General features: G+C 65.1%; 1 protein-coding gene (running past one end of the window). It reads left to right on the top strand.

The window, feature by feature from the left end; translation table 11 throughout:
- Positions 1-13,849, top strand: the beginning of a protein-coding gene (locus CH289_RS00665; RefSeq protein ID WP_094726985.1) for a non-ribosomal peptide synthetase. Its footprint extends 16,229 nt past the window's final position; only the first 13,849 of its 30,078 coding nucleotides appear in the window; the start codon lies at positions 1-3; its stop codon lies off the right edge, out of view.

Raw genomic sequence — 13,849 nt, 5'->3', positions numbered from 1 at the left:
GTGCCGGACTCGTCTTTCCCGCTTTCTCCCGCACAGCTGGGCATGTGGTTCGCCCAGCACGTGGATCCGTCGGTGCCCGCCAACATCGCTCAGTACGTCGAGCTGCGCGGGGATCTCGATCTGGATGCACTGCGCACAGCGCAGTCTCGCGCGGCGTTGGAGCTGCAGTCCGGTTTCGTCCGCATCGTGGAGGTCGATTCCGAGCCACGCCAGTTCGTCGACTCCACGCTCGAGGATCCACTCGGCTACATCGATCTGCGGGGTGAACCGGACCCGGTCAGTGCAGCTCAGGACTGGATGCGCGCAGATTACAGCGCGCCCATCGACATTCTCCGGGATCGACTGATCGCGGCAACCGTTCTGCACCTCGAGGACGACAGGTACTTCTGGTTCAACCGAGTCCACCACGTCGTGCTCGACGGCTTCGGCGCGGTCACGTTCATGAATCGTGCTGCCGAGCTGTACACGGCATCCGTGGAGGGGCACGAGCCACCGCCGAGCAAGGCCTCCGATCTCAGCAAGGTGTACGAGGCCGAGGTTGCGTACCGTGAGTCGAGCCGGTTCGAGAACGACAAGACGTACTGGGCCGATCGGGTCGCGGGTATCGAGGCCCCCACGAGCCTCGGTGGCCGTACTGCCGCCCCCGCACCTGTCAGTCAGATCGACAGTCGATCGTTGTCCGCGGGGACGACCGCGGACCTCGCTGCACTGGTCGAGTCTGCCGACACCACGACTGCGACGGTGGTCATCGCTGCGTTCGCGAGCTACCTGGCTCAGATGACCGGCACGCAGGATGTCGTCCTCAGTTTGCCGGTGACCGCTCGCACGACGGCAGTCCTGCGTAGGTCCGGTGGCATGGTGTCCAACGTGGTGCCGTTGCGTCTGACGGTGACGACGGACATGTCCATCGAGGAGCTGCTGTCCAAGGTCACCACCGAGGTGTCCGGTGCGCTCAGGCATCAGCGTTACCGCCACGAGGACATCCGACGCGATGCGGGCAGCACCACCGGGCAGGCGTCCTTCTTCGGCCCTTGGGTCAACATCATGCTGTTCTTCAGCGAGGTACGTCTCGGGTCCATGGTCGGGACACTGAACGTTCTGTCGACGGGTCTCATCGAGGATTTCGGTCTGAACCTGTATCAGAGCGTGGGTGGAAAGCAGACCCACATCGACTTCGAGTCGAACCCCAACGTGTACTCGGCAACGGAATCCGAACGTAACCACGCTCGTTTCGTGGAATTCCTCGATCGATTCGTCGCCGCGGCACCCACCGACCGTGTGTGGGATCTGGAGTTGCTCACCACGACCGAGCAGGAGCTTGTCGTCGGTGGTTTCAACGAGACCGACCACGAGGTTTCCCAGCGGACGTTGCTGTCGGATTTCCACGCACGCGTGGACCTCGATCCTTCCGCAACGGCCTTGGTCTACGAGGGAACAACGCTCAGCTACGGTGAACTGGCCTCCCGCGTCAGCGGTCTCGCGCGACTTCTCGTGAGCAAGGGGGTCGGGCCGGAAGCGCTGGTGGGTCTGTCGATCAGGCGGTCACTCGATCTGATCGTCGGGATGTACGCCATCGTCGAGGCCGGCGGCGGATGGGTTCCCATCGATCCCGACCATCCCGCCGAGCGCACCAGGTACATCCTGGAGTCCGCCGATCCGCTGTGCGTCCTCACCGTGGCCCGCGACGAGGTCGACCTGCCCGACGGTGTCGAGGCGGTGGAGATCGACCTCCTCGATGTCGACTCGATGGACTGCACGCGCGTCGAGGACCGAGATCGCGTCGCTCCGTTGCGCCTGGACAACACGGCCTACGTCATCTACACGTCCGGTTCGACGGGGCGCCCCAAGGGTGTTGCCGTGTCGCACGCGGCAATCGACAACCAGTTGCAGTGGATGCGCGCGGAATACGGCCTCGACGCCTCCGATGTCTACCTGCAGAAAACGGCGACGACGTTCGACGTGTCCTTGTGGGGCTTCTTCCTGCCGCTGCAGGTGGGTGCAACGATGGTGCTGGCGACCCCTGACGGGCATCGAGACTCGATCTACGTCGCGGACAGGATTGCCGAACACGGCGTGACGGTCACGGACTTCGTGCCGTCGATGCTGACAGTGTTCGTCGCCAATGCCCCTGTCGGAACCTGTGATTCGCTCCGCCACGTCTTCGTCATCGGCGAAGCGCTCCCTGCCGAGACCGCGGCAGCATTCCGCGAACTGTGCGGGGCGGGTCTGCACAATCTGTACGGCCCGACCGAGGCCGCGGTGTCGGTTACCTACTACGAGAGCGGGATTCAGGACGTCAGAACCGTCCCGATCGGTGTCCCGGAATGGAACACCCGTGCGTTCGTGCTCGACGGCAGGCTCAGGCCGTCGCCGATCGGAGAAGCCGGCGAGCTCTACCTCGCGGGCGTCCAACTCGCACGTGGTTACGTCGGTCGCCCCGACCTGAGTTCGGATCGCTTCGTCGCGAGCCCCTTCGGTGCGGGCGGGGACCGCATGTATCGCACGGGCGACCTCGTGAAGTGGCGCGCCGACGGCAATCTGGACTACATCGGACGAACCGATTTCCAGGTCAAGTTCCGCGGCCAGAGAATCGAACTCGGTGAGATCGAGACGGTGCTACTGGCCGACGAGACGATCTCGCAGACCGTGGTTCTCGTGGTGGAGACGGCTACTGGTGAACAGATCGTCGCGTACGTCGTTCCATCATCCCGCGAGTCGATCGACGTCGCGGCCGTGGTGGAGCGAGCGGGCCGGTCGCTACCGTCGTACATGGTGCCTGCATCCGTCATGGTGTTGGATGCGTTCCCGCTGAACACGAGCGGCAAGCTCGACCGAAAGGCATTGCCGGAGCCCGTCTTCAGCAGTGCGCGTGAATACCGCGCGCCCCAGACCCACGCGGAGCAGGTCGTCGCGAGCGTGTTCGAGGACGTACTCGGCGCGACCCGTGTCGGACTCGACGAGGACTTCTTCGAGCTCGGCGGAAACTCCTTGGTTGCAACGCAACTCGTGACCCGCGTCGGGGCTGCACTCGGTGTGCGCCTGGGCGTACGTGAACTGTTCGAGGCGCCCTCGGTCGGTGCTCTGGCAGCGCGTGCGACGAGCGCTCTCGCGCAGGGCTCGGTGGGGCCCGAGCTCGTGGCAGGGCCCAGGCCGGATGTGGTGCCGCTGTCATTGGCTCAGCAGCGCATGTGGTTCCTGAACAGGTTCGATCCGGATACCGCTGCGTACAACCTTCCGTTCATGGTGCGACTTCGCGGCGACGTCGACAGATCGGCCGTGGAGCGCGCATTCGAAGACGTCGTCGAGCGCCACGAGACGTTGCGTACGGTCTACCCTCAGATCGACGACGCTCCACGACAGGTCGTTCTGCGGGCACAGGACGTGTTCGACGGATTGAACGTGACGGACGTCGACGAGGCCCAGCTCGTGGACAGTCTGATCGATCTCGCGCGGGGTGGATTCGACGTCTCCGTTCAGGCTCCGTTCCGAATCGAGCTGTTCAAGCTGTCCGACACCGACTACGTGTTGGCGATGGTGCTGCACCACATCGCGGCCGACGGTTCGTCGTTCGGGCCCCTCGCACGTGACATCATGGTCGCCTACGAAGCGCGTACCGACGGGCGGTCGCCGAGCTGGACGCCGCTTCAAGTCCAGTACGCCGACTATGCACTCTGGCAGCGCCGGGTCCTGGGCGCCGAATCCGACGAGAACTCGCTGTCGGCACGGCAGATCGCGTTCTGGTTGCGCACACTCGACGAACTCCCCGATCAGCTCGACCTCCCTTCGGACCGACCTCGCCCGGCCGTTGCGACCAACGGGGGCGCCAAGAGCCGCTTCGTGATCGAACCGGATGTGCATCGTGGTTTGAGCTCCGTGGCTCGCTCGCATCAGGCGTCGCTGTTCATGGTGGTTCAGGCTGCGTACGCAGTTCTGCTGTCGCGCTTGAGCGGAACGACGGACATCTCCATCGGCGCGCCGATTGCCGGTCGAGCAGACCAGAAGCTCGACGACATCATCGGCATGTTCGTCAACACCCTCGTGCTCCGCGCGCGGGTCGACCCGCACTCGTCGTTCGACGTCCTGCTGGATCAGGTCAGGAACACCAACTTGTCGGCGTTCGCGCACGCCGACATCCCGTTCGAACGGCTCGTCGAAGTACTCAATCCGGCGCGTTCGACCGCACGACACCCGCTGTTCCAGGTCGCTCTGTCACTCGAGTCCGCCCGCCAGCGTGAGCTCAGCTTCGCGGGCCTCGAGGTGGCCGCGGAGGAACTCGACGTTCCCATCGCGAAGTTCGACCTGCAGTTGTGGTTGACCGAGCATCAGGACGAGAACGGACGCCCTGGCCGGATCGAAGCAGTCTTCGAGTACGCCACAGATCTGTTCGACGAGGCCACGATCGAGAGTTTCTCGAAACGGTTCGTGCGGATCCTGGACGCCATCGTGGCCGATCCGTCGATTCCGGTGGGTGCGATCGACATTCTCGCGGCCGACGAAGCCTCGACGCTGACGTCGGTGCACGGTGGCACCGTCGACTCGCAGCGACTGTTGCACGAGTTCCTCGACGCCGGTGTTGCGGCCAACCCCGACGGCGCGGCTGTACGCGCATCCGGAGCGGATCTGACCTACAGCGAGCTCGACGTACTCACCAACCGCTACGCGCGGTACTTGATCGAGCGTGGAATCGGCCCGGAAACCGTGGTCGCTCTTGCGTTTCCGCGATCGCTCGAGATGGTTCTGTCCATCTGGGCAGTCGCGAAAACCGGCGCAGCATGGGTGCCGGTGGACCCCGAGTACCCCGTGGATCGGGTGCGCCACATGTTGTCGGACTCGGGTGCGGTTGTCGGCATCACCACCTCGGCGCGAGTCGACGCCCTGCCCGCTACGTGCGAATGGTGGCCGATCGACGCGCAGGAGTTCGAGTCGTCCGTCGAAGGCCGTTCGGGCGCAGCGCTTTCCGACGCGGACCGCCTGTCCTCGGTGACTCTCGACTCCGTCGCCTACGTCATCTACACCTCCGGTTCGACAGGCCTGCCCAAGGGTGTGAGTGTCACTCATCGTGGCCTGTCCGGACTGATCGATTCCTCGCGTGAGCTGTACCGTGTCACGCCTGAATCGCGCTTCCTGCACGTGATCTCACCGTCTTTCGACCCGTCTGTCCTGGAATGGGCACTTGCTGCTTCCGCCGGTGCGACACTGGTCGTGGTGCCGCCGACGATCATCGGCGGCCCCGAGCTCCACACGCTCTTCGCCCACGAGTCCGTCACGCACGCCGTCATCACACCTGCCGTACTCGGCTCGATGGATTCCGCCGGCCTCGACGATCTCGAACTGCTGTCCGTCGGCGGCGAGGCGTCGGCTGCAGATCTGGTCGGCCGCTGGGCCAGGGGACGCCGGTACTTCAATGCCTATGGTCCTACCGAGACGACCATCGTCTCGACGCGCGGTGAGCTCTTCGTCGGTGAGCGAATCACCGTCGGTGGCCCCGTACCCGGAGTCGGGGCACTGATCCTCGACACCCGGTTGAACCCCGTCCCCGTGGGTGTCGCAGGTGAGCTCTATCTATCGGGCGAAGCCGTGGCGCGTGGGTACTACCGTCGTCCGGGACTGTCCTCGGAACGATTCGTCGCCGATCCCTTCGGTGGGTCGGGTACGCGTATGTACCGGACTGGCGACGTCGTGCGGTGGACCAACGACTTCGACATCGAGTACGTCGGACGATCCGATTTCCAGGTCAAGGTCCGAGGGTTCCGCATCGAACTGGGCGAGATCGACGCGGCGCTCGAGAGTTTCCCCGCGGTGACGTTCGCTGCCACCCTGGGCCGGGAAACCGCGTCGGGGCAGACGGCACTGGTGTCCTACGTGCACGGTTCGTCCGGCATCGACAGTGACGAGTTGGCGAGATACGTGTCGCGGCTGCTGCCGAACTACATGGTGCCGTCGGCGATCGTCGTGCTCGACGAGGTCCCGTTGACACCGATCGGAAAGCTCGACCGCCGGGCACTCCCCGAGCCGGAGTTGGGAATCAGTTTTCGAAAGTTCCGCGCCCCCACGACACCGATCGAAGAGACCGTGGCAACGGTGTTCAGCGACGTCCTCGGGGCACCCGTCGTCGGCCTCGACGACGACTTCTTCGAACTCGGTGGAAACTCGCTGGTCGCGACTCAGGTCGTCGCCAGGCTGGGTGCTGCGCTCGACGCGCAGGTGCCGGTCAGGGCGATCTTCGAGTCACCGACGGTAGCCCAGCTGGCGATCAGGGTCGAGCAGGAAGCTGGACGAGGCGCTCGCATCGAGCTCTCCAGAGGTGTTCGGCCGGAACGTATTCCGCTGTCGCTGGCGCAGCAGCGTATGTGGTTCCTCAACCGTTTCGACACCGAGTCGGCCACCTACAACCTGCCCATCGCGCTCCGTCTGTCCGGAGCTCTCGACGTGCCGGCGTTGCAGGTCGCGATCATGGACGTGATCGACCGCCACGAATCGCTGCGGACGGTGTTCCCCAACTCGGCGGACGGTCCGCATCAGGTTGTTCAGGACGCGGCACAGATCGTTCCCAACCTGATGCCGGTATCGACCACTGCGACTGATCTACAACGATCCATCGCGCACTTGGCCGCCACGGGTTTCGACGTCACCGCGGACGTTCCGGTGCGCGCGCAGCTGTTCGAGATCACCCCGACCGAGCACGTTCTGACGATCGTCGTCCACCACATCTCGGCCGACGGTTGGTCGCTCGGTCCGCTCGCGCGCGACGTGATGATCGCGTACGCCGCACGGACGGAATGGGAGTCGCCGGCATGGGTTCCGCTTCCGGTCCAGTATGCCGATTACACCCTGTGGCAGCGCGCGGTCCTCGGATCGGAGGACGACGCGTCCTCGCTGATCTCCCAGCAGGTCGCGTATTGGAAGTCGACGCTCGACGGGCTCCCTGATCAACTGGACCTCCCGACGGATCGTCCGCGCCCCGCGCGTCAGTCGTTCGGCGGTGGGACGGTGGAATTCGAGATCGAGCCGCGAATCCATGCGGGGCTTCTCGATCTCGGTAGAGAGCGCAATGCGTCGCTGTTCATGGTGGTCCACGCAGCGCTGGCGGTGCTCCTGGCACGCCTGTCGGGAACCGAGGACATAGTCGTCGGAACTCCGGTGGCGGGGCGCGGCGAGCAGGCTCTCGACGACGTCGTGGGCATGTTCGTCAACACCCTCGTGTTGCGGACCGACGTCGACGGCCACGAGAGCTTCAACGACCTGCTGGCTCACGCACGCGAAGCTGCGCTCGGGGCATTCGCGCACTCGGACATTCCGTTCGAGCGCCTCGTCGAGGTGTTGAACCCGTCGAGGTCGACGGCACGGCACCCTCTGTTCCAGGTGATGCTGTCGTTCGAGAACCTCGGGCCGACTCATCTCGACCTCCCCGCTCTGAGCATCGACAGCCTCGATCTGGATGTCGCCGTCGCGAAGTTCGATCTGCAGCTGACCCTCACCGAGCGACTGACATCGGATGGCGACGCGGACGGTCTCGCGGCCGAATTCACCTACGCGACAGATCTGTTCGACGAATCGACGATTCAGGCGTTCGCAGACCGCTTCCTGCACGTGCTCGGCGCCGTCATCTCAGACAGTTCCGTTCCCGTTGGTGACATAGAGTTGTACGACGCCGTCGAGCGTGGGTTGATTCTGAAATCCTGGAACAACACCGAGCACGAACTCGGCGTCGACGCAACACTTCTCGATGCCTTCGACGCGCAGGTGGCCGCACGCCCCGATTCGGTTGCCGTCGTGTTCGACGGGCAGGGCGTCACCTACGCAGACCTCGACGCACGTGTCAATCGCCTCGCACGCGAACTCGTCGCCCGTGGCGCGCGACCGGACGAGTCGGTCGCCGTTGCGATGCGTCGATCGTTGTCGATGATCGTCGCTCTCTATGCAGTACTGCGATCGGGAGCGGGCTACGTCCCGGTCGACCCGGACCAGCCGGCCGAGCGCAACGGGTACATTCTCGAGGTCGCATCGCCGATCGCCGTGTTGACGACCTCACACGACGACCTGGACATCCGAGTCGACGTACCGATCGTCGTGGTCGACTCGCTCGACACGAGCACTCACTCGGCGGCGACGATCACCGATGCGGATCGCCTCGCGCCGCTCCGCGCGGACAACGTCGCCTACGTGATCTTCACGTCCGGATCCACGGGTAAGCCCAAGGGCGTCGCTGTCTCGCACTCCGCCGTGGTGAACCAGATCTCGTGGCTGGTTGCCGAGTACGGTCTGAGCACCGAAGACGTTGTTCTGCAGAAAACTCCGTTCACGTTCGACGTGTCGGTGTGGGAACTGTTCGGATCGCTCGCTGCCGGTGGCCGTCTGATCGTCGCCGAGCCGGACGGTCATCGCGACCCGGCGTATCTGGTGTCCGTCATCGAGTCGGAGGGCGTCACCGCGACGTCGTTCGTGCCGTCCGTCCTGTCCGCATTCGTCTCGGCCGTCGGTCCCGACGGATGTCCTTCACTGCGGACGGTTCTGGTTGCAGGTGAGGCTCTTCCGACATCGGTGGTCCGATCCGCTGCGTCGGCGCTTCCTTCCGCACGGATCCACAATCTGTACGGTCCGACCGAGTTCGCGGTTCACGCGACCGCGCGTGCCGTGGCAGGGACTCCGGGCGTGTCCGTCCCCGGCGCCTCGGCGCCCATGGGGTCGCCGGTCTGGAACGCACGGGTGCTCGTGCTCGATTCTCGGTTGCGTCCGGTTCCGATCGGCGTCGCGGGAGAGCTCTATCTGACGGGCGCACAGGTTGCACGCGGTTACTTCGGTCGTCCCGACCTGTCGGCAGATCGCTTCGTTGCCTCGACTTTCGGCGACGGCACTCGGATGTACCGCACCGGCGACCTCGTTCGATGGTCTGCTGCCGGGGAACTCGACTACCTCGGACGCACGGACTTCCAGGTCAAGCTGCGCGGTCTTCGCATCGAGCTCGGCGAGATCGAATCCGCGTTGCTCGGACACGAGTTGGTGGCTCAGACGGTCGTTCTGGTTCGTTCCGATCAGCTCGTCGCTTACGTCGTTCCCGTCCCGGGTGCAACGGTGGACACCGGGGCATTGCAATCCGCCGTCTCCACGGTGCTGCCGACCTACATGGTGCCGTCCACCTTCGTCGTGCTCGATGCTCTCCCGTTGAACGCGTCCGGCAAGCTCGATCGCCGGGCTCTGCCCGATCCGGTGTTCGAAGCGCGAGTGTTCCGTGCGCCCCGCACACCGGTCGAGGAAATCGTGGCCGGTGTGTTCGCCGAGGTCCTCGGTGTGCCGCGCGTGGGTCTCGACGACGACTTCTTCGAGTTGGGCGGAAACTCGCTCGTCGCGACGCAGGTCGTGTCGAGAGTCGGTGCTGCTCTCGGAGCCCGCGTGCCCGTACGGACGCTGTTCGAGGCCTCGACCGTCGAAAGTCTCGCTGCCCGTGCGGAATCGCACGTCGGTGGTGGTCGCGTCGCACTCGTCGCAGGCCCACGTCCGGATCACATTCCGCTGTCGCTCGCGCAGCAGCGGATGTGGTTCCTCAACCGCTTCGACACCGAGTCCGCTGTGAACAACCTCCCGGTGGCAATCCGGCTCTCGGGAAGCCTCGACGTGTCGGCGCTCCAGGCCGCCATCGCCGACGTGCTCGAGCGTCACGAAGCGCTGCGCACGGTCTATCCGGAGACCGACGGAGTCGCCTCACAGGTCATTCTGCCGACGTCGTCGGCTGTTCCCGTGTTGGTGCCGGTCACCGTTGCCGAGGACGACCTTCCGGGACGAATCGCGTCGGTGGTCTCGACAGGGTTCGACGTGACGCGGGAAGTACCGCTCCACGCCGAGCTGTTCGCTGTGACCGACACCGAGCACGTGCTCGTGTTCGTCGCGCACCACATCAGCGCCGACGGTTGGTCGATGGGCCCGTTGACGCGCGACGTGATGATCGCCTACGCCGCCAGAACGGTGGGCGAGGAGCCTGGGTGGGCTCCGCTCGCGGTCCAGTACGCGGACTTCACTCTGTGGCAGCGTGAAGCACTCGGAGACGAATCCGACCCTCGGTCGTTGATCTCGACGCAGGCGGATTTCTGGAAGTCGACGCTCGCGGGTCTGCCCGAGGAACTCGTTCTGCCGTTCGATCGTCCGCGTCCCGGCGTACAGTCCTTCGTCGGTGGCACCAGCAGTTTCCGTATCGAACCGGAATTGCACCGAGACCTCGTCGAACTGGCTCGCCGTACCGGCACGACACTGTTCATGGTCGTTCACTCGGCGCTTGCAGTTCTGTTGGCCCGCTTGTCCGGAACGTCGGACATCGCAATCGGCACGCCGATCGCCGGGCGTGGTGAAGCGGAACTCGACGACGTGATCGGCATGTTCGTCAACACGCTCGTTCTGCGCTCCGACGTGGAACCGAGTCGTTCGTTCGAGAACCTCCTCGAGGCGACTCGCGAGGGCGACCTCAAGGCATTCGGAAATGCCGACGTGCCGTTCGAGCGACTCGTGGAGATCCTGAATCCGGAACGCTCCACAGTACGCCACCCGCTGTTCCAGGTCGCGTTGTCGTTCCAGAATCTGCCGCAGACCAGCTTCGAACTGCCGGGGCTCAAGGTCAGCGCGGTCGATTTCGACATCGACGTCGCCAAGTTCGATCTGTCGTTGTTGTTGTCCGAGCACACCGATCAATCGGGTGCGCAGACCGGTATCTCCGCCGAATTCACCTATGCGACAGCTCTGTTCGACCGCTCGACGGTCGAGGTGTTCGCTCGCCGGTTCGTTCGAATTCTCGAAGGTGTCGTCGCGCGACCCGATCGTCCGGTCGGTGACCTCACCATTCTCGAGAACGACGAGTACCAGTGGCTGACTCACGTCCACGGCGACGAGGTGACGCACGGCGGTACTCTGCCGGAGATCTTCCAGCGCGGTGTCGACATCGATCCCGACGGTGTGGCAGTGCGCGCGGACGGCCGCTCCATCACCTATCGAGAACTCGACGAGACGTCCACGCGTGTCGCGCGCGCGTTGATCGAACGTGGCGCCGGCCCGGATCGCATCGTCGCACTCGCCTTCCCGCGCTCGTACGACATGGTCGCCGCGGTCTGGGCGGTGGCCAAGTCAGGCGCTGCACACCTTCCGGTCGATCCCAACTACCCGTCCGGACGCATCGAGCACATGGTCGGCGACTCGGGCGCACTGTTCGGCCTGACGTCGAGCGACCACGTCGAGGAACTGCCTTCGGCGATCGAGTGGCTCGTGACCGACGGCGCCGATTTCGCAGCGGCGGTCTCTCGGCAGTCCGACACTCCGATCACCGACGCGGATCGCACGTCGCCGCTGTCCATCGATCACGCCGCGTACGTGATCTACACCTCCGGCTCGACGGGACTCCCCAAGGGCGTCGTCGTCACGCACAGTGGTCTGGGCGGCGTGCTCGACGCGGCGACCGACCTGTATCACCTGGACCGAACATCCAAGTTCCTGCACATCTGTTCGCCAAGCTTCGACCCGTCGGTTCTCGAATGGATGGCCGCGTTCTCCGAAGGCGCGACCCTCGTCGTCGTGCCGTCGACCATCATCGGCGGCGAGGACCTCGCGGAGTTGCTCGTGACCGAGCAGGTGACCCACACGATCATCACCCCCGCCGTGCTCGGAACAGTGGACGCCGCGGGGATCGACAGTCTCCGGGTCGTCTCCGTCGGCGGCGACGTCACCACCCCCGATCTCCTCGCTCGGTGGGCGCCGGGCCGTACGTACTTCAACGGGTACGGTCCGACCGAGACAACGATCATCTCCACGTTCGCCGAGCTTCGGCCGGGCATGCCCATCACCGTGGGCCGACCGATCCACGGAATGTCGGCGCTCGTTCTCGACGCGCGTCTGCACCCGGTTCCCGTCGGTGCCGCAGGTGAGCTCTATCTCGCGGGCGGCGCTCTCGCCCGGGGCTATCACGAGCGCGAGGATCTGACGTCGTCGCGTTTCGTCGCCAATCCGTACGGTGCTCCCGGTGCGCGCATGTACCGCACCGGCGACGTCGTCCGTTGGACCTTCGGATCGGACGCCGTGATCGCCGACCCGAACGCCGTGACCATCGAGTTCGTCGGGCGATCGGACTTCCAGATCAAGGTCCGCGGATTCCGTGTCGAACTCGGCGAGGTCGACGCAGCACTGACCGAACACGACAGCGTGTCCTTCGCGGCCACGCTCGGACGTGAACTTCCCAGCGGCGCAACCGGTCTGGTTGCCTATGTGCTCCCGGCGCGTGGGGCGACAGTGGACGTCGAGGGTCTCACCGAGTTCGTGGCGAAAACTCTTCCTGCGCACATGGTCCCGGCGTCGATCATCGTCCTCGACAGTGTTCCGTTGACCCCGGTGGGCAAGCTGGACCGTGCGGCGCTACCGGAACCGGTGTTCGCCGAACAGGAATTCCGCGGTGCGACCGGAGAAATAGAGACGATCATCGCCGAAGTCTTCGCCGATGTTCTGAACATGGAGCGTGTGAGCGTCGACGAGTCGTTCTTCGCTCTCGGCGGCGACAGCATCGTGTCGATTCAACTGGTCTCGCGGGCGCGCGCACGGGGTATCTCGTTCACCCCTCGGGACGTGTTCGAGCGCAAGTCCGTTGCCGCGCTTGCCGAGGTCGCCACCGTGATGAGCGAGACCACGGACGTCCCGGTGGTGGAAGAGCTGCCCGGCGGCGGACTGGGTCCGCTGGCACTGACGCCGATCATGAAATCCATCCTCGAAGGTCCGGGTGGATTCGCGAGGTTCGCGCAGTCGGTGGCGGTTACGCTGCCCACCGGCATCGACCACGGGCTGCTGAGCAGGACCATCGGCGCGGTCGTCGATCACCACGACGTGCTTCGGTCCGTCGTCGAGCGTGCCGAAGGCGGCGAGTGGACGTTCTACGTCCGGGATCACGGCACCGTCGACGTCGAGGATCTGCTGGTTCGCGTCGAGCTCGACTCCGGGCTCGACGACGCAGAGGTTCGCGCGCGTGCCGAGTCCGCACTCGACGAGGCAAAGGACCGCCTCGATCCCGAGCGTGGTCGGATGTTGGAAGTCGTCTGGTTCGACTTCGTCGGTGACGGGCCTGCGCGGGCAGGCATCCTCCTCCTGGTTGCACACCACTTCGTGGTCGACGGCGTGTCGTGGCGAATCCTGCTGCCCGACCTCGCCGTGGCATGGGGGCAGGGAGCGGCCGAGCAGCCGATCACACTTCCTGCCGTCGGTACGTCGATGCGTCGGTGGGCCCACGGTTTGGTCGACGCCGCTCACGACAGCGAGCGTGAAGCTGAAATCGGTTGGTGGACAGACGTTCTGACAGGTACCGATCCGCGAATCGGTTCTCGCGCGTTCGACGCGCGAGTCGACACGCTGTCGTCGACCGACCGCGTCGACATCGAACTGTCCGCGGCGGTCACCGACGCCGTGCTCACCCGAGTACCGAGCGCGTTCAACGGTGGTGTCAACGACGGACTTCTGGCCACCCTGGCGTTGGCTCTCGGCGAATGGCGTTCCCGAACCGGCGCTGTGACCTCCGAGAGCCTGGTCAAGCTCGAGGGCCACGGTCGCGAGGAAGACATCGTGCCGGGTGCGGACCTCTCCCGCACCGTCGGATGGTTCACCAGTGCGTTCCCGGTCCGGCTCGATTTGAACGGGATCGACGTCGACGACGCTCTGGCCGGTGGCACAGCGGTCGGCGACGCGGTCAAGGCCGTGAAGGAACAGCTCCTCGCTGTGCCGGACAAGGGAATGGGCTACGGTCTGCTCCGCTACTTGAACGGTGAGACGGCCAAGGTTCTGCAGTCCAGCGCGAGCACTCCGCAGGTCAGCTTCAACTACCTGGGACGCGTGTCCA

Origin of the sequence: Rhodococcus sp. RS1C4, assembly GCF_002258225.1 — a bacterium.
GTDB classification, from domain to species: Bacteria; Actinomycetota; Actinomycetes; order Mycobacteriales; family Mycobacteriaceae; genus Rhodococcoides; species Rhodococcoides fascians_E.
The sequence above is the reverse complement of the archived record's forward strand: the minus strand, read 5'-3'. Positions and strand labels throughout refer to the sequence as shown.